This is a genomic window from Pseudomonas fluorescens, assembly GCF_019212185.1.
Classification (GTDB): Bacteria; Pseudomonadota; Gammaproteobacteria; order Pseudomonadales; family Pseudomonadaceae; genus Aquipseudomonas.
Window position 1 is genome coordinate 6,224,714 of the sequence record NZ_CP078138.1, and the last position, 16,642, is coordinate 6,241,355.

17 protein-coding genes are annotated in these 16,642 nt (G+C 61.1%); 7 read left to right on the forward strand and 10 right to left on the reverse strand.

Annotation, left to right across the window (positions count from 1 at the left end; all coding sequences use genetic code 11):
* Window positions 1-8: 8 nt before the first annotated feature.
* Window positions 9-488, reverse strand: coding sequence for an RNA pyrophosphohydrolase (locus tag KW062_RS28175; RefSeq protein WP_007897732.1), 480 nt, complete (start codon window positions 486-488; stop codon window positions 9-11).
* 143 nt (window positions 489-631) lie between these two features.
* Here KW062_RS28175 and KW062_RS28180 point away from each other — a divergent pair, with 143 nt between their 5' ends.
* On the forward strand, window positions 632-1,288 hold the full coding sequence (locus tag KW062_RS28180; RefSeq protein WP_105753624.1) for an HAD family hydrolase: 657 nt from the start codon (window positions 632-634) through the stop codon (window positions 1,286-1,288).
* A 78-nt stretch (window positions 1,289-1,366) separates the two neighbouring features.
* Here the strand turns inward: KW062_RS28180 and KW062_RS28185 are convergent, their stop codons facing one another.
* A complete protein-coding gene (locus KW062_RS28185; protein ID WP_027616951.1) occupies window positions 1,367-1,792 on the reverse strand; it encodes a DUF2269 domain-containing protein in 426 nt (141 codons plus the stop codon).
* A gap of 39 nt (window positions 1,793-1,831) precedes the next feature.
* Complete coding sequence (gene ilvA, locus KW062_RS28190) at window positions 1,832-3,346, reverse strand: threonine ammonia-lyase, biosynthetic (RefSeq protein WP_105753623.1); 1,515 nt, start codon at window positions 3,344-3,346, stop codon at window positions 1,832-1,834.
* 211 nt (window positions 3,347-3,557) lie between these two features.
* Here ilvA and rpiA point away from each other — a divergent pair, with 211 nt between their 5' ends.
* Window positions 3,558-4,232, forward strand: coding sequence for a ribose-5-phosphate isomerase RpiA (gene rpiA, locus KW062_RS28195; protein ID WP_027616949.1), 675 nt, complete (start codon window positions 3,558-3,560; stop codon window positions 4,230-4,232).
* A gap of 137 nt (window positions 4,233-4,369) precedes the next feature.
* Here the strand turns inward: rpiA and KW062_RS28200 are convergent, their stop codons facing one another.
* From KW062_RS28200 to KW062_RS28210, 3 genes are all read right to left on the reverse strand, one after another.
* On the reverse strand, window positions 4,370-5,287 hold the full coding sequence (locus tag KW062_RS28200) for an SdiA-regulated domain-containing protein (protein WP_027616948.1): 918 nt from the start codon (window positions 5,285-5,287) through the stop codon (window positions 4,370-4,372).
* A 223-nt stretch (window positions 5,288-5,510) separates the two neighbouring features.
* Complete coding sequence (locus KW062_RS28205) at window positions 5,511-6,176, reverse strand: fumarylacetoacetate hydrolase family protein (protein WP_027616947.1); 666 nt, start codon at window positions 6,174-6,176, stop codon at window positions 5,511-5,513.
* A 25-nt stretch (window positions 6,177-6,201) separates the two neighbouring features.
* Window positions 6,202-7,596 (reverse strand): FAD-binding oxidoreductase, encoded by a 1,395-nt coding sequence (locus KW062_RS28210; protein WP_105753622.1) that lies wholly within the window; start codon window positions 7,594-7,596, stop codon window positions 6,202-6,204.
* A gap of 204 nt (window positions 7,597-7,800) precedes the next feature.
* Between KW062_RS28210 and serA the strand changes: the two genes are divergently transcribed.
* Entirely contained in the window at window positions 7,801-9,030 is a 1,230-nt protein-coding gene (gene serA, locus KW062_RS28215) for a phosphoglycerate dehydrogenase (protein WP_027616945.1), read from the forward strand.
* A 59-nt stretch (window positions 9,031-9,089) separates the two neighbouring features.
* Here the strand turns inward: serA and KW062_RS28220 are convergent, their stop codons facing one another.
* Window positions 9,090-9,512 (reverse strand): DUF4399 domain-containing protein, encoded by a 423-nt coding sequence (locus KW062_RS28220; protein ID WP_105753621.1) that lies wholly within the window; start codon window positions 9,510-9,512, stop codon window positions 9,090-9,092.
* 131 nt (window positions 9,513-9,643) lie between these two features.
* On the opposite strand from KW062_RS28220, the gene KW062_RS28225 reads away from it, so the two are divergent.
* Complete coding sequence (locus tag KW062_RS28225) at window positions 9,644-10,417, forward strand: transporter substrate-binding domain-containing protein (protein ID WP_027616943.1); 774 nt, start codon at window positions 9,644-9,646, stop codon at window positions 10,415-10,417.
* A gap of 12 nt (window positions 10,418-10,429) precedes the next feature.
* On the opposite strand, the gene KW062_RS28230 is transcribed toward KW062_RS28225, so the two are convergent.
* Window positions 10,430-10,915 (reverse strand): DUF523 domain-containing protein, encoded by a 486-nt coding sequence (locus KW062_RS28230; RefSeq protein ID WP_105753620.1) that lies wholly within the window; start codon window positions 10,913-10,915, stop codon window positions 10,430-10,432.
* Between the two features lie 2 nt (window positions 10,916-10,917).
* A complete protein-coding gene (locus KW062_RS28235) occupies window positions 10,918-11,550 on the reverse strand; it encodes a 2OG-Fe(II) oxygenase (RefSeq protein ID WP_105753619.1) in 633 nt (210 codons plus the stop codon).
* 132 nt (window positions 11,551-11,682) lie between these two features.
* On the opposite strand from KW062_RS28235, the gene KW062_RS28240 reads away from it, so the two are divergent.
* Window positions 11,683-12,435 carry a DUF2059 domain-containing protein gene (locus KW062_RS28240; protein WP_027616940.1) on the forward strand — a complete coding sequence of 251 codons (753 nt, stop codon included), beginning with the start codon at window positions 11,683-11,685 and terminating at the stop codon, window positions 12,433-12,435.
* A gap of 59 nt (window positions 12,436-12,494) precedes the next feature.
* Here the strand turns inward: KW062_RS28240 and KW062_RS28245 are convergent, their stop codons facing one another.
* Window positions 12,495-13,442: an alpha/beta hydrolase gene (locus KW062_RS28245; protein ID WP_027616939.1), complete on the reverse strand. Its 948-nt coding sequence runs from the start codon at window positions 13,440-13,442 to the stop codon at window positions 12,495-12,497.
* 109 nt (window positions 13,443-13,551) lie between these two features.
* Between KW062_RS28245 and KW062_RS28250 the strand changes: the two genes are divergently transcribed.
* Together KW062_RS28250 and KW062_RS28255 are read left to right on the forward strand one after the other, a co-directional pair.
* Complete coding sequence (locus KW062_RS28250) at window positions 13,552-14,130, forward strand: DUF6436 domain-containing protein (RefSeq protein ID WP_105753618.1); 579 nt, start codon at window positions 13,552-13,554, stop codon at window positions 14,128-14,130.
* Between the two features lie 103 nt (window positions 14,131-14,233).
* Window positions 14,234-16,633: a penicillin acylase family protein gene (locus KW062_RS28255; protein ID WP_105753617.1), complete on the forward strand. Its 2,400-nt coding sequence runs from the start codon at window positions 14,234-14,236 to the stop codon at window positions 16,631-16,633.
* Window positions 16,634-16,642 lie beyond the last annotated feature (9 nt).

Here is a 16,642-nt window from a genome sequence, read left to right on the forward strand (position 1 = left end):
CTCCGTCGTCAGTCGCGCGCTAAAAGGCGCGGGGCAAGCTCTTTGAGAGCGCGTCGATACACCTCGCGCTTGAATGTCACCACCTGGCCCAACGGATACCAATAGCTGACCCAGCGCCAGCCATCGAATTCCGGTTTACCGGTCAAATCCATCCGCACCCGCTGCTCATTGGAGATCAGGCGCAGAAGAAACCATTTCTGTTTCTGGCCGATGCACAGCGGTTGGCTGTGGGTACGGACCAGACGTTGCGGCAAACGATAGCGCAACCAGCCACGCGTGCAGGCGAGAATTTCAACATCTTCGCGCTCCAGGCCGACTTCTTCGTTTAACTCGCGGTACAGAGCGTCTTCCGGCGTTTCCTGAGGGTTGATACCACCTTGAGGAAACTGCCAGGCATCTTGATTGATACGGCGAGCCCATAGCACCTGGCCAGCATCATTCGTCAGAATGATCCCCACATTGGGGCGGAAACCATCGGGGTCGATCACGGCAACAACCTCGCAAACGCATGTCGCCGCATTGTTCCACAAAGATTGTCAGGGCGGCAACGAAGCTTCCTACCTTATGTGCACTCTTGTGAAAAGACCGTATTCTTATCGCCTTTTTACAGACTAATCAGCGGGTAACTGCAATGCGCCTGGCTTTATTCGACCTCGACAATACGCTTTTGGGCGGCGACAGCGATCACGCATGGGGCGACTACCTGTGCGAACGAGAGATCCTCGACCCCATCGCCTACAAAGCGCGCAACGATGAGTTCTACCAGGACTACCTGGCCGGCAAGCTGGACAACGCCGAGTACCTGAACTTCTGCCTGGAAATCCTCGGCCGTACCGAGATGGCCCAACTCGATGAATGGCACCGCGACTTCATGCGCGACTGCATTGAGCCGCTGATGCTGCCCAAGGCCGTGGAATTGCTGGCCAAGCATCGCGACGCTGGCGACAAGCTGGTGATCATCACCGCCACCAACCGCTTCGTCACCGGGCCGATTGCCGAGCTATTGGGCGTGGACACCTTGATCGCCACCGAATGCGAAATGCATGAAGGTCGCTACACCGGACGCAGCACCGACGTGCCGTGCTTCCGTGAAGGTAAGGTGACGCGTCTGAATCGTTGGCTGGAAGAAACCGGCTTGTCGCTCGAAGGCAGCTTCTTTTACAGCGATTCGATGAACGATCTGCCGCTGCTGGAGCAGGTGGCGAATCCGGTGGCGGTGGATCCTGATCCGAATCTGCGGGCTGAGGCTGAGCGGCGTGGGTGGCCGGTGATCAGTCTGCGTGGCTGATAATGTCTTCGCGAGCAGCGGAACGCCGCCCGGGCGGCGTTCCGCTGCTCGCGAATGGGGTCGACGCGGTCTAAAACCTTAAACCGGCTTGGCCCCCATTAACCCGGCAATTGCGATAAAGCAGACAAAGCTGACCAGCGCCAAGGCAAAGCTGAACTTGCCCACACTGCCCGGCGCCTTGCGCAGCTTGTTCAGGCGCACCAGCAGCCAGAACCAGGCCAACGCCGCCACGGTGTACAACACGCTGGAGGCCAGCAGCCAGGTTTGTCCCAGCGGCCAGCCAACCAGGTGCACCATCCACCAGCCGGTGAACGGCATGCTCAACAAAGCCAGGCCCATCAGCAACCAGACAAACACCCGTGGCCGTTGCAAGGTACGGCCGCCCGCCGTCGTGTCACCTTTGCGCCGCGCCAGAAAAACCCAGATGCCCAGCCCCAACGCGCCGGCCAGCAAGACCACAGTGGCGACCATGTGCGCCATTTTCAGGGCGGTTAACGTTTCCATTGTCTGATTTCCTTATTTCCTGCCCATCAGCGTAGCCGTTCAGCCAAGAAACAGCTGATAGGCCGGGTTGTCGCTTTCGTCCCAGTACGGATAACCGATCTGCTCCAGAGCTGCCGGCACCAGGTGACGCTCGTCATGGGGCACTTGCAGGCCCGCGACCACACGGCCATCAGCGGCACCGTGGTTGCGGTAGTGGAACATCGAGATATTCCAGCGCCCGCCGAGCTTGTGCAGGAAGTTGAACAAGGCACCCGGACGCTCAGGGAATTCGAAGCGCAGCACCACTTCATCGACCACCTGGGCCGCACGTCCGCCGACCATGTGGCGAATGTGCAGCTTGGCCAATTCGTTGTCAGTCAGGTCGAGCACCGGGAATCCCTGCTCAGTCAGACTGGCGATCAGCCCACTGCGCGGGTCGTTTTCCGGATGGGTCTGCACGCCAACGAAAATATGCGCTTCGCTACCAGTGCTGTAGCGATAGTTGAATTCAGTGATCTGCCGCTTGCCAATGGCCTCGCAAAACGCCTTGAAGCTGCCCGGTTTCTCGGGGATGGTCACGGCGATGATCGCTTCACGGCCCTCACCCAATTCCGCGCGCTCGGCGACATGGCGCAGGCGGTCGAAGTTGACGTTGGCACCAGAGTCGATGGCCACCAGGGTCTGCCCGGTGACGCCGCGCTGCTCCACGTACCTCTTGATCCCGGCCACGCCCAGGGCGCCGGCCGGCTCGGTGATCGACCGGGTGTCGTCGTAGATGTCCTTGATCGCCGCACAGATTTCGTCAGTGCTGACGGTGATCACTTCGTCGACATAATCCTTGCAGATATCGAAGGTGTGCTGACCGATCTGCCCCACTGCCACGCCATCGGCGAAGATGCCCACGGTCGGCAGCACCACGCGCTCACCAGCAGCCATGGCCGCTTGCAGGCAGTTGGAGTCGTCCGGCTCGACGCCGATGATTTTGATCTCCGGGCGCAGGTACTTCACGTAGGCCGCGATACCGGCGATCAGGCCACCACCGCCGACCGGCACGAAGATCGCGTCCAGCGGCCCCGGGTGCTGACGAAGAATCTCCATCGCCACCGTGCCCTGCCCGGCAATGGTGTGCGGATCATCGTAAGGGTGAATGTAGACGTAGCCCTTTTCGTCGACCAGTTTCAGCGAATAGGCCAGGGCCTCCGGGAAAGAGTCGCCGTGCAGCACCACTTTGCCGCCACGGGAGCGTACACCTTCGACCTTGATTTCCGGAGTGGTCTTGGGCATCACGATGGTGGCCTTGACCCCCAGCACCTTGGCGGCTAGCGCCAAGCCCTGGGCATGGTTGCCCGCCGAGGCCGTGACCACGCCACGGGAGCGTTCTTCATCGCTCAGTTGGGTGAGCTTGTTGTAAGCCCCGCGAATCTTGAACGAGTACACCGGCTGCAAGTCTTCGCGCTTGAGCCAAATCGTGTTGCCCAGCCGCTCGGAGAGCTGGCGAGCAGTCTGCAAAGGGGTTTCTACGGCAACGTCATAAACGCGCGAGGTGAGGATCTTTTTGACGTACTGTTCAAGCATCGGAAGGCATCACTGAGCGGGTTGGGCAGGACCAAGGAGTCTAACCCGGCTTTTGCCCGGGCGACCACACCAAACCGGTGGCTTTAAGCCCCGGGATGAAGCATTGCGCGCCCAGACACACTGTCGCACCCGCCAATCGGGCAATGACCTTGCCCGCAGCGAGGCCTATAATGCCGGCCTTTCAACCCTACTTCGGCACTTCGGAGCCCGCATGACCCAGGATCAACTCAAACAGGCAGTGGCACAGGCCGCCGTCGATTTCATCCTTCCCAAACTCGACGACAAGAGCATCGTCGGGGTCGGCACCGGCTCCACCGCCAACTGCTTCATCGACGCCCTGGCCCAGCACAAGGGCGCGTTCGACGGCGCGGTCGCCAGCTCCGAAGCCACTGCCGCACGCCTAAAGGGTCACGGCATTCCGGTGTATGAACTCAATACCGTCAGCGACCTGGAGTTCTACGTCGACGGTGCCGATGAAAGCGACGAGCACCTGAACCTGATCAAGGGCGGCGGCGCAGCCCTGACCCGCGAGAAGATCGTCGCCGCCGTGGCCAAGACCTTCATCTGCATTGCCGACGCCAGCAAACTGGTACCAGTCCTGGGTACTTTCCCGCTGCCGGTCGAAGTCATCCCGATGGCCCGCAGCCACGTGGCCCGTGAACTGGTCAAGCTGGGCGGCGACCCGGTGTACCGTGAAGGCGTGTTGACCGACAACGGCAACATCATCCTTGATGTGTTCAACATGCAGATCACCAACCCGGTGGAGCTGGAGAAGCAGATCAACGCCATCGTCGGCGTGGTCACCAACGGCCTGTTTGCCGCCCGCCCGGCGGACCTGCTGTTGCTGGGGACCAGTGAGGGTGTGAAGAGCCTGACGGCCAAGTAATTCACATTTCTGCCGACCCATGAACACCCGCAGGAGCGGGCTTGCCGGCGAAGGCGGTGTGTCAGTCAGCCTATGTATTGACGCAAAGACCGCCCTCGCCAGCCAGCTGGCTCCTGCAATGGTTTTTGTGGTGTCGGTTAGGGCTGAGATGGCTTCCTGAACACATAAAACAGGTTCGGCTCGCTCACCAGGTACAGCGTCCCCTCGTCATCCATGGCGATCCCTTCTGCTTGCGGCACGGTCTTCTGCAGGCCATGTTGACCTTTACGCAATGACATTGTGCTTAGCGGCCGACCGTCGATATCCAGCTCCAGCACCAGAAACGACTCATCCGACAGTGCCAGCAAGTGGCCGCTGCGCTCATCGTATTGCAGACTCGACAGGTCGCGCACAAACAACCCGGCATCCCGCTTGGGGTTGTTGATCACGTGCACGGCGTAGGATTTTTCCGGGTTGTAATGCGGGAAGCCCTGCACTTCGTAGATCAGCATCGGGTCGCGCTCCTTGGCGACGAACAGACGCTTGCCCTTGGAGTCGTAGGCCAGGCCCTCGAAGCCCTTGTTGCGGGTCATGTGCATGCCCAGGGTCATCTGCTCGGCATCGGCGGCATCGAGGAAGGTCGTGCCCTCCTCCAGGTGAATCTTGATCAAACGCTGCTGACGCTCATCGCTGATCACATAAGTGTCAGCACTGATGAACTCCACAGCCTCTGGATCACCAAAGCCGATCAGCGCAATCCGCCGCAGGATGCGCCCATCGAGGGACATTTCGATCAGCTCGGAATTCTGGTTGGTCACGGTGAACAGGCTGTTGCGCACTGGATCGAAGGTCAACGCCGAGACGTCGTCGTCCAGGCCGTCAATCACCTTGGCTTCGATCACCACTCGGTAATCATTGAGCGCCATCGACTGCTCGGAGAGCGGGTGCAGCCAGCTTTGCAGATTGAACCAGGCGCGCTCGTAGAGACGGTAATACTGGCCCGCCACGCCCAGCGCCAGCACGACGGCGACCAACAGAATCAAGGCAAGCGGTTTGGGACGGGCAAGTCGGCGCATTCAGGCGGGCTCAAAAGCGAAACGGGCGGATGAAATATCACGCCTGGATGAATTCAAGCTTAATAGCCGTAGGCCATTGCCTACAACCTTGCAGGAAAACACCCTGTAGCTGGCTTGCCAGCGAAAAACGTCAACGATGCCCAGTCCACCCCCGATGAAACGCGGTGTCCTGGCTATCTTCGCTGGCAAGCCAGGTCCTACAAGGGTTCCGTTCAGGCTGGATTTAGCGAACGCTACTGGTAAAACGACTGGCACCCGGCAGTTCCAGCACCAACTCATCACCCACGTTCAGCGGACCGACACCCACCGGGGTGCCGGTGAGGATCACGTCGCCGGCCTGCAGCGAGAAGCAACCGGCCATGTGCTGGATCATCGGCACGATCGGGTTGAGCATGGCGCTGCTGTTGCCGTCCTGGCGCACTTCACCGTTGATGGTCAGGCGAATGCCGATGTCGGTCAGGTCGGCAAAGGTGCTGCCGACCACGAACGGTGCGATTACCGCCGCACCGTCAAAGGACTTGGCGATTTCCCACGGCAGGCCCTTGGATTTCAGCTCGGCCTGCTTGTCCCGCAGGGTCAGGTCCAGGGCCGGGGCGAAGCCGGAGATCGCGTCCAGCACTTCCTCGACGCTCGGTTTGGTCGACAAGGGCTTGCCGATCAACACAGCGATTTCCGCCTCGTAATGCACCGAGCCACGCTCAGTAGGAATTGCGAAACCGCCTTCCAGCGGCACCACGCAACTGCCCGGCTTGATGAACAGCAGCGGCTCGGTCGGCACCGGGTTATCCAGTTCCTTGGCGTGTTCGGCGTAGTTACGCCCGATGCACACCACTTTCCCGAGCGGGAAATGAATGCGGGTACCGTCGACATACTGGTGCTGATAGCTCATTACCGCCTCCTGCCTCAAGGTTTGTTCAAACGGCGAAGATCTTGCCCGGGTTCATGATGCCGTTCGGGTCGAATACCGCTTTTACTGCTTTCATATATTCAATTTCAACCGGCGAACGGCTGTAGGTCAGGTAATCGCGCTTAGTCATACCGACGCCGTGCTCGGCAGAAATCGAACCGTTGTACTTCTCGACGGTTTCGAACACCCACTTGTTCACGGTCGCGCACTTGGCAAAGAACTCGTCCTTGCTGAGGTTTTCCGGCTTGAGGATGTTCAGGTGCAGGTTGCCGTCGCCAATGTGGCCGAACCAGACGATTTCGAAATCCGGGTAGTGTTCGCCGACGATCGCGTCGATTTCCTTGAGGAAGGCCGGGACTTTCGACACGGTCACCGAAATGTCGTTCTTGTACGGGGTCCAGTGGGAAATGGTCTCGGAGATGTACTCGCGCAGTTTCCACAGGTTGTGCAGCTGGGTTTCGCTCTGGCTCATCACGCCGTCCAGCACCCAACCCTGCTCCACGCAGTGCTCGAAGGTTTCCAGGGCGTGGTTGGCCACTTCTTCGGTGGTCGCTTCGAATTCCAGCAGCGCGTAGAACGGGCAGTCGGATTCGAACGGCGCCGGTACGTCGCCGCGATCGAGGACTTTGGCTAGGGCCTTGTCGGAGAAAAACTCGAAGGCAGTCAGGTCCAGCTTGCTCTGGAAGGCGTGCAGCACCGGCATGATCGAGTCGAAATCAGCGGTGCCGAGCACCATCGCGGTGAGATTTTTCGGCGCGCGATCCAGGCGCATGGTCGCCTCGACCACGAAGCCCAGGGTGCCTTCGGCGCCGATGAACAGCTGGCGCATGTCATAGCCGGTGGCGTTCTTGATCAGGTCGCGATTCAGTTCCAGCACATCACCCTTGCCGGTGACGACTTTCATGCCGGCCACCCAGTTGCGGGTCATGCCGTAGCGAATCACCTTGATCCCGCCGGCATTGGTGCCGATATTGCCGCCAATCTGGCTGGAACCCGACGAAGCGAAGTCCACCGGGTAGTACAGACCCTTTTCTTCCGCAACGTTCTGCAATTGCTTGGTGACCACACCTGGCTGGCATATGGCCGTGCGGTCGGTCAGGTTCACCTCGAGGACCTGGTTCATGTAGTCGAACGACACCACCACTTCGCCATTGGCCGCCACCGCAGCGGCGGACAGCCCGGTACGACCACCGGACGGCACCAGCGCCACTTTGTGTTTGTTGGCCCACAGGACGATGGCCTGGACCTGCTCGGTGGTCTTGGGGAACACGATGGCAGTCGGGGCCGGGGCGAAATGCTTGGTCCAATCCTTACCGTAAGCATTCAGGGAGTCGGCGTCGGTCAGCACCTTGCCAGGCTCAACCAGGGTCTTCAGCTCATCAATCAGGGCAGGATTGGTCATCGACAGAACTCTCGAACAATTCATGGTCATCCTGAGAACGCTTCACGTCGCAGGAATGAGTGTTTAGCGGGGCGCATATGCTAGCATACCGACCCCGCAGCATAGTGCCCAAAGGCTGTTCTGCGGCGACGGCTTTCCTGCCGTCCGGGTCAGCATCTGCTGGCTATCTCCTGCCATTTTTCTCCGGGATACAGGTTTACGCAGATGAGCAAGACTTCTCTCGATAAGAGCAAGATCAAGTTCCTTCTTCTCGAAGGCGTCCACCAATCGGCTGTCGACGTCCTCAAGGCGGCGGGCTACACCAGCATCGAGTACCTCACAGGTTCTCTGCCGGAAGCCCAGCTCAAGGAAAAGATCGCTGATGCGCACTTCATCGGCATTCGCTCCCGTACTCAACTGACCGAAGAGATCTTCGATCACGCGAAGAAGCTGGTGGCTGTCGGCTGTTTCTGCATCGGCACCAACCAGGTGGACCTCAACGCCGCCCGCGAGCGCGGTATTGCCGTGTTCAACGCGCCGTACTCCAACACCCGCTCCGTTGCCGAGTTGGTGCTGGCCGAAGCGATTCTGCTGCTGCGTGGCATCCCCGAGAAGAACGCTTCCTGCCACCGTGGCGGCTGGATCAAGAGCGCGGCCAACTCCTTCGAAATCCGTGGCAAGAAGCTGGGTATCGTCGGTTATGGCTCGATCGGTACTCAACTGTCGGTCCTGGCTGAAGGCCTGGGCATGCAGGTGTACTTCTACGACACCGTGACCAAGCTGCCACTGGGTAACGCCACCCAGGTCGGCAACCTGCACGAGCTGTTGGGCATGTCCGACATCGTCACCCTGCACGTACCGGAAACCGCTGCGACCCAGTGGATGATCGGCGAGAAGGAAATCCGCGCAATCAAGAAAGGCGGGATCCTGATCAACGCCGCGCGCGGCACCGTGGTCGAGTTGGACCACCTGGCCGCTGCGATCAAGGACAAGCACCTGATCGGCGCTGCCATCGACGTGTTCCCGGTCGAGCCACGCTCCAACGACGAAGAGTTCGAGAGCCCGCTGCGTGGCCTGGACAACGTGATCCTGACCCCGCACATCGGTGGCTCCACCGCTGAAGCGCAAGCCAACATCGGCCTGGAAGTCGCTGAGAAGCTGGTGAAGTACAGCGACAACGGTACTTCGGTATCGTCCGTGAACTTCCCGGAAGTGGCCTTGCCGGCTCACCCTGGCAAGCACCGTCTGCTGCACATCCACGAGAACATCCCGGGTGTGATGAGCGAGATCAACAAGGTCTTCGCCGAAAACGGCATCAACATTTCCGGTCAGTTCCTGCAGACCAACGAGAAAGTCGGCTACGTCGTGATCGACGTCGACGCCGAGTACTCGGACCTGGCGCAAGAGAAGCTGCAGCACATCAACGGCACTATTCGTTGCCGCGTGCTGTTCTAACGCTCAAGCGTCAATAAAAAGGGAGCTCCGCGGAGCTCCCTTTTTTTTGCCTGGACGTTTTACTTAACCGTGATGGTGATCTTTTCCGAAAGGATAGGCGGGTCGAACGCCATGTGGTTCTTGTCGCCCAGCTCCAGTTGCAGGGTGTGCTCGCCAGGGGTCAGGGTCAGTTCGCCCTGGGTTTGCGCCTTGCCGAAATGCACGTGGTTGGCATCGGCCGGGATCACTTTGCCAGCGGCAATCGGGGCGGTATCAATCAGCACGTGGTGGTGACCGGAATTGGGGGTGGCATCACCTGCCGGGGCCAGGGAGACATCTTCGACAGCGAACTTGATCTGGAAGGTCTGCGGCACGGTGCCGCCATCTGTCGGCGAAACAATGGAGACCTTAGCGCCCTCCGGAGCAGGCGTCGCGGCGCTGGCCAGCATCGAAGCACCGAGCAGCATCCCTGCAAAAACAGCACGTGACATAAAGGTTTTCATTCTTTTCTCCAGTTTTATGCTTAATCTTTATGAATGTGACAACTTCGTAGCAATTTGTTGTCGAAGGACCTCAACACCATAGCAAAGCGCGCCGAAGCAGCGCGTCGCACATAACGAATCAAGGAGAGACCATGCGCTTTTTGCCTGGCCTGATGCTGTTGCTGCCCCTTCTGAGCCCCCTTGCTCACGCTGAACTGATCGACGACGTCAACGATCGCGGTGAACTGCGCATCGCCCTGGAAGCCAATACTCCGCCCTTCAACTATAAGGACGACGGCAAACTTACCGGCTTCGAAGTCGAGCTAGGCCAACTACTGGCCAGCGAGCTGGATGTACGCGCCGACTTCGTGGTGACCGACTCCACCGACCTACTGCCCGGTGTCGAGAGCGGCCGCTACGATATCGCCATCAACCACATAGCACTGACCCCGGAACTCAAGGATCGTTTCGATATCAGCGAACCTTACAGCTATTCAAGCGCACAATTGATCGTGCGCCAGGAAGAACAACGTCCGCTGGGCTCGTTACCGGCGCTCAATGGCAAGGTGCTGGGCGTGGCCCAGGGCAGTCAGTTTGTCGATCAAGCGCGCAGTGTCGAAGGCGTCGACCTGCGCAGTTACCCGGATGCGCAACAGCCGCTCAAGGAAGTGGCGGACAAACAATTGGACGCGGCCATCAGCGATCGCCTGCTGATTCCCTACGCAATCCGCGACAGCCGATTGCCGGTGAAGGAAGGGGCAAAAATCGGCCCGACGCTGAGCCTGGTGATCCCGTTCCAGAAAGGCAACCCGGCATTCCAGGCGACCCTCGCCGGGGCTTTGGAGCGAATCAAGAAAGACGGACGCCTGATGGCCTTGTCCGAGAAGTGGTTCGGCATGGATGCAACCCAGCCACCGAAGCCTTGACCAGGCCGGCCCTCAGTCCAGCGCTGCCAGGGCGCTGGCCGCTTCGGCCAGTTGCGATTCGTTGAACACCCGGACCCCGTGACGGCTCAACAAGGCGGCGGTGACGCCCTCACCGCTGACCTTGACCCCGCTGAACGTGCCGTCATAGGTCAGCAGGTTGCCGCATGAAGGGCTGTTGGCCTTGAGCACGGCGATGTGGATGCCATGTTGCTGCACCAGCGCCAGAGCCTGCCGCGCACCGGACAGGAACTCGGCACTGACATCTTCACCCTCGGTGGTGATGACCCGGGCACTGCCGTCGAGCACCTCGACACCCTGTCCGCCCGGAATCTCAGCCGCCGCCCGAGGGGTAGGCAAGCCGCCCGCCACTTCAGGGCACAACGGCACCACCCGACCTTCGGCGATCCACTGCTGCAGCTGATCGAATGGTCCGCTGGCGCCGCCGTCGTAGCGCACGCGATGGCCCAACAGGCAGCGGCTGACGAGAATTTTCTGCATGCTCAAAATGGATCGTTGCCGCGACGGCGAAACCAGCCGGTCAACGACAAGCGTTCGCGGGTTGCCGGCAATACCTCATGGGGCACCTGGCCCGAAAGAAACACCACCAGGCAGCCGCCCACAGGGTCCACATCGTGTGCCGCGTCGTCCTCCAGGTACATACGCAGTTGACCGCCATGCTCCGGCATCCAGGCATCGTTGAGATAGATCACCGCCGAGACCATGCGCCGATCGTCGTCGCGAAAGCGGTCAACGTGGCGGCGGTAGAAGGCGCCGGGCGGGTACAGGGCGAAGTGGCTTTCGAAGTCCTCGAGACCGAGGAACAGGCCACGGTTGAGCGCCTCGCGCAGGCTGTCCATCAAGCTCAGATAGCTATCGCAGGCATCGGCCTGGCCGGGCTCCAGCCATTGAATATGATCGCCGCGAATACCCTCGCGAACCTCCGAAGCGGGGCCACGGCCCACCGCCGCCGGCGCCAGTTCGCCCTCGGCCGCACGTTTACGGCACTCGGCCGCCAGCTCCCCGGTCAAAGACAGAGGCAGGAACAGGTTCTGCTGCGACCAGCCGTGAGTGGCGAGGTCGTCAACGATACGCAGCAATAGCGGGTGATCAGAGGGTATGGGCATGGCGCGCATAGTATTCCTGCGCCAGCAAATCCGACAGTGCCGGATAGCGGAGGATCGTCGGATATGCAGGTGAACCTGATACGAATTCTCGACAACCTGTGTCTGGCCCCGGAGAATAGTCGACTGCCGACAGGAGTCCTTATGCGCCGTTTGCTTTTTTCACTGTTGATGCTCTGTACTTTCCCCTCCTGGGCAGACGGCTACGACCAGTTGTACAAGGTCGCTGGCTGGCCGGACCAGCGCGCGCATTTCAGCGATGCCCTCACTGCCGCCCAACAACGCTACCAAAACAGTCTGCCGCCGGCGGTGTTCCAGGCGTTGGTCAACAACAGCAACCAGCGCTTTGCGCCACAGGCTGTGGATCAGCGCGCGCAGGCACAATTGCGCAAGAATCTCGCCGACCCGAAGCCGGCGCTGGCGTTTTTCCAGTCGGCGCTGGGGCGCAAGATCATTGCCGCTGAGTTGCTGGCGACGCGCCGCGATCAGTTGGCGAAGAATGCCAAGGGCTTGCCTAAGATCGAAGCCAGCGACACCCGCCAGTTGATCGTCGGCCACCTGGCCCAGGCGCTGCCAGCCCGCGAAGCCGGCGCCGAAGTCAGCCTGGCGATTGCCGGTGTGGCGGCGGACAGCCTGAGCCAGATGATTCCCGGCCTGCTCGGCGGCGGCCAGGCCCAGAGCATGCTCAACGGCCAGCGCCAGCGCCTGATGGAACAGATCGGCAGCGACCTCAACAACACCCTGCTGTACGTCTATCGCGACCTGTCGGATGCCGAGCTTGAGGAGTTTGCCAACTTCGCTGAATCCACCGAAGGCAAGGCTTATTACCAAGCGGCGCTGGCGGCGATTCGGGCGGGGTTGGCGGTGGGGCAAAGTGCTTCGAGTCTGGCTCCGTAATTTACGCGGTCTGTTAAACCGCTATCGCGAGCCTGCTCGCGATAGCGGTTTAACAGACACTACAAATTCCGGCCCTTGATCCGCCGACTCAAAAACCCAAAATACTCCTCCCGCAATGCCGCCGTTTCATTCGCCAAATGATGCCGCGCCTCCGGCAACTTCAGCACCTGCGGCCGATCGAACTTGGCCGCCAGCACCTGCAGATTGTGCTGCCAATCCACAGTCATGTCGGCCATCCCCTGAATGATCAACGGACGCCGCGGGCTCGCCGGCGCTGCTTCGATGCGCTTGATCCAGCGCGCCAGCGCCCCCACCCAGGCGGTCGGCAGGCGCAATGGTTGCAGCGGATCGGCCTGCAGGAACGGCAGGAACGCCGGGTCGTTGGAGTTCTCACTGAAGCGCCGGGCAATGCCTTTGACGAAAGGCCGCAGCAGGTAATAACTCAGGTGCGACCACCCCCAGGCACGTGGCCGCACCAGCGGCGATAACAGCAGTACCTGGCCTTGTGCCGGGCTGTCGACGCCCTGGTTGAGCACGTGGTCGATGACGATCGCCCCGCCGGTACTCTGCCCGCACAGGTGCCAGGGCTGGGGCAGGTCGATTGAGCGCGCCTCGGCGAACAGGCCTTGCAGGGTGTCCTGGTATTCGGCGAAATCGCGAATGCTCGCACGCTCGCCACTGGACAGGCCGTGCCCCGGCAAATCACAGGCAATCACTGCGAAACCCTGCTCCAGCGCCCATTCGATGACGTGCCGATAGAGCCCGGTGTGATCGTAGAAACCGTGAAACAGGAACAGCGTGGCTTTCGCCCGTTCAGGCCACCAAAGCTGGCTGACGACCTCGTAGCCATCGACCTCGAAACGTCCGAGGCCACGACGCAGCGTGCGTTGCGCGAAATCCAGGCCATAGAAGCGTTGATAGGCCTGCGCCTCGTCCGAGAGCGGCTGCGCACAAGCCAACGGCTGCAAGCTGGCGCGCAAATGATCGGCATTGAAGGTCACAGCCATGAGGAGATTCCAGAGCAGGCGCAGCGCGCGAAACAGACTTTATGGGCCTGCGATATTCTTCTGTCGTGGCAAGCATGGCAAGCTACGCGACCGCCAAGGATGCTTTCACATGCGCCCCCACACCCGCACGACATTGTTTGCCACCCTGATCGCACTGATCTGCGCCGGCGTGCTGTGGGCGGCCTACGACTGGTTCCAGGGCCGCTACCTGCGCGCCTTCAGCGAGCACACCGCCGTATTTTCCGGCGATCCGCTGCGCCTGCCCGAGCACCTCGCCGGTCCCGGCTCGATCCGCGTCGTACACTTCTGGGACCCGTCCTGCCCGTGCAACGTCGGCAACCAGCAGCACCTCGCCGAACTGCTCGAACACTACGGGCCCCAGGGCGTGCAATTCTTCGCCGTGCAAAAACCCGGCAGCCAGGGCCAGTTGCCCAACACCCTCAGTGGCCTGAAAACCCTCGACGTCCTCCCCGGCTCCACCCAGATCCCCGCCAGCCCGGCCGTCGCCATCTGGGACCGCAGCGGCAAACTCGCCTACTTCGGCCCCTACAGCGAAGGCCTGACTTGCAATTCCAGCAACAGCTTCATTGAGCCGATTTTGCAGGCGCTGAGCGAGGGTCGTCCGGTCAATGCCACCAACACTCTGGCGGTGGGGTGTTATTGCCCGTGGGCCAGTGAAACACCCTAGGGCATTCCGGACTTTTCAAGGTCGGACATCCCCGGCGGGCAAGGGCTGTGCTACATCTTGACCGCCCCGACAGGCGGCATTCCAAAAAGAACAAGGAGTCTCCATGAAGCGCGTCATGACCCTGCTGGCCTTGCTGCTCGTCCTGCTCGCCGCAGGCGCCGGCTGGTATGTGTATAGCAAACAACCCACCCGCCAGGGCCAGGTGCAGTTGCAACACCTCGAAGGCGCGGTGACGGTGCGTTATGACGAGCGTGGGGTGCCGCACATTCGGGCCACCAACGAGACCGACCTGTATCGGGCTCTTGGCTATGTGCAGGCTCAAGACCGCTTGTTTCAGATGGAAATTATGCGCCGCCTGGCTCGCGGTGAGTTGGCGGAGGTGTTGGGGCCGAAGCTGGTCGACACCGACAAGCTGTTCCGCAGCCTGCGCATCCGCGAGCGTGCCGAAACCTACGTGGCCGCGCTCGACAAGCAATCCCCAGAGTGGAAGGCCCTGCAGGCTTATCTGGACGGGATCAACCAGTATCAAGACAGCCACGCCGCACCGGTGGAGTTCGACGTGTTGGGGATCCGCAAGCGGCCGTTCACCGCCCAGGACAGCATCAGCGCCGCCGGCTACATGGCCTACAGCTTTGCCGCAGCCTTTCGTACCGAGCCGGTGCTGACCTATGTCCGTGATCAACTGGGCAGCGACTACCTGAACATCTTCGATCTCGACTGGCAGCCCAAGGGCGTGCTTGTCGAGAAACCCGGCTCCGCGCCGGCCCTCAGCGCCGCCGACTGGAAGGACCTCAACGCCTTGGCCCGCCTCAGTGAGCAGGCGCTGGCCGAGCACGGCCTGCCGCAGTTCGAGGGCAGCAATGCCTGGGCGATTGCCGGCAGTCGCACCCAAAGTGGCAAACCGCTGCTGGCCGGTGACCCGCACATTCGTTTCTCGGCCCCGGCAGTTTGGTACGAGGCGCAACTGTCGGCGCCCGGCTTTGAACTGTACGGCCACCACCAGGCGCTGGTGCCGTTCGCCTTCCTCGGCCACAACATGGATTTCGGCTGGAGCCTGACCATGTTCCAGAACGATGACCTCGACCTGATCGCCGAGAAGGTCAATCCGGACAATGCCAATCAAGTCTGGTATCGCGGGCAATGGGTGGACCTGGTCAGCACCGAGCAGCAGATCGCGGTGAAGGGTCAGGAGCCGGTGAACCTGACCCTGCGTCAGTCGCCCCACGGGCCGATCATCAACGACGTACTGGGCGCCACCGCCGGCAAGACACCGATTGCCATGTGGTGGGCGTTTCTCGAGACGCAAAACCCGATCCTCGAAGGTTTCTACCAGCTCAACCGCGCCGACACCCTGGCCAAGGCCCGCACCGCCTCCTCCAAGGTCCAGGCACCGGGCCTGAACATCGTCTGGGCCAATGCCAAAGGGGACATCGGCTGGTGGGCCGCCGCGCAATTGCCCAAGCGTCCGGCCGGGGTCAAGCCGGAGTTCATTCTCGACGGCAGCAGCAACCAGGCGGACAAGGACGGTTTCTACCCGTTCAGCGCCAACCCCCAGGAAGAAAACCCGGCACGCGGTTACATCGTTTCCGCCAACTTCCAGCCGCTGTCGCCCACCGGCATGGAGATTCCCGGCTACTACAACCTGGCGGATCGTGGCCAGAAACTGAACCAGCAGTTGAGCGACAACAGCGTGAAGTGGGACGTCGAAGGCACGCAGAAACTGCAACTGGGCACCACTACCCACTATGGTCCGCGCACACTCGCACCGCTGTTACCGGTATTGCGTGAAGTGGTCAGTGATTCCGCGGAGCTGAAACTGCTGGAACAACTGGCGGCGTGGAAAGGTGACTACCCGCTGGATTCCACCAGCGCCACGTTGTTCAACCAGTTCCTCTACGACCTGGCGTATGGCGCGCTGCACGACGAACTGGGCGACAGCTTCTTCGACACCCTGCTCTCGACTCGGGTCATCGATGCCGCCCTGCCCCGGCTGGCCGCCAACGCCGACTCACCCTGGTGGAACAACCGCAGCAGCGGCACCGCGCAAACCCGTGCTGATGTCGTCAAGGCCGCCTGGAACGCCAGCCTCGCCCACCTCAAGGGCACCCTCGGGACAGACAGCACGCAGTGGCAATGGGGCAAGGCCCACACCCTGACTCACGGCCATCCGCTGGGCATGCAAAAGCCGCTGGACCGGATCTTCAACATCGGGCCATTCGAGGCGCCGGGTAGCCATGAAGTGCCGAACAACCTCACCGCAAAAATCGGCCCGGCACCCTGGCCTGTGACCTACGGCCCTTCAACCCGCCGCATCATCGACTTCGCCGACCCGGCCCATGCCCTGACCATCAACCCGATCGGGCAAAGCGGCGTGCCGTTCAACACGCATTATGAGGATCAGGCGGAGGCCTACATCGAAGGGATCTACCATCAGGCGCATTTCAGCGAAGAGGAAGTGGCCGCCAACACCCGCAGCACCTTGAAGCTGTTGCCGGCCCGCTGACACTCGGCA

Excerpts from the sequence above, each read along its gene's own strand:
- KW062_RS28180 (WP_105753624.1), top strand. The coding sequence starts at position 632 with ATGCGCCTGGCTTTATTCGACCTCGACAATACGCTTTTGGGCGGCGAC.
- KW062_RS28185 (WP_027616951.1), bottom strand. The coding sequence starts at position 1,792 with ATGGAAACGTTAACCGCCCTGAAAATGGCGCACATGGTCGCCACTGTG.
- ilvA (WP_105753623.1), bottom strand. The coding sequence starts at position 3,346 with ATGCTTGAACAGTACGTCAAAAAGATCCTCACCTCGCGCGTTTATGAC.
- rpiA (WP_027616949.1), top strand. The coding sequence starts at position 3,558 with ATGACCCAGGATCAACTCAAACAGGCAGTGGCACAGGCCGCCGTCGAT.
- KW062_RS28200 (WP_027616948.1), bottom strand. The coding sequence starts at position 5,287 with ATGCGCCGACTTGCCCGTCCCAAACCGCTTGCCTTGATTCTGTTGGTC.
- KW062_RS28205 (WP_027616947.1), bottom strand. The coding sequence starts at position 6,176 with ATGAGCTATCAGCACCAGTATGTCGACGGTACCCGCATTCATTTCCCG.
- KW062_RS28210 (WP_105753622.1), bottom strand. The coding sequence starts at position 7,596 with ATGACCAATCCTGCCCTGATTGATGAGCTGAAGACCCTGGTTGAGCCT.
- serA (WP_027616945.1), top strand. The coding sequence starts at position 7,801 with ATGAGCAAGACTTCTCTCGATAAGAGCAAGATCAAGTTCCTTCTTCTC.
- KW062_RS28220 (WP_105753621.1), bottom strand. The coding sequence starts at position 9,512 with ATGAAAACCTTTATGTCACGTGCTGTTTTTGCAGGGATGCTGCTCGGT.
- KW062_RS28225 (WP_027616943.1), top strand. The coding sequence starts at position 9,644 with ATGCGCTTTTTGCCTGGCCTGATGCTGTTGCTGCCCCTTCTGAGCCCC.
- KW062_RS28230 (WP_105753620.1), bottom strand. The coding sequence starts at position 10,915 with ATGCAGAAAATTCTCGTCAGCCGCTGCCTGTTGGGCCATCGCGTGCGC.
- KW062_RS28235 (WP_105753619.1), bottom strand. The coding sequence starts at position 11,550 with ATGCGCGCCATGCCCATACCCTCTGATCACCCGCTATTGCTGCGTATC.
- KW062_RS28240 (WP_027616940.1), top strand. The coding sequence starts at position 11,683 with ATGCGCCGTTTGCTTTTTTCACTGTTGATGCTCTGTACTTTCCCCTCC.
- KW062_RS28245 (WP_027616939.1), bottom strand. The coding sequence starts at position 13,442 with ATGGCTGTGACCTTCAATGCCGATCATTTGCGCGCCAGCTTGCAGCCG.
- KW062_RS28250 (WP_105753618.1), top strand. The coding sequence starts at position 13,552 with ATGCGCCCCCACACCCGCACGACATTGTTTGCCACCCTGATCGCACTG.
- KW062_RS28255 (WP_105753617.1), top strand. The coding sequence starts at position 14,234 with ATGAAGCGCGTCATGACCCTGCTGGCCTTGCTGCTCGTCCTGCTCGCC.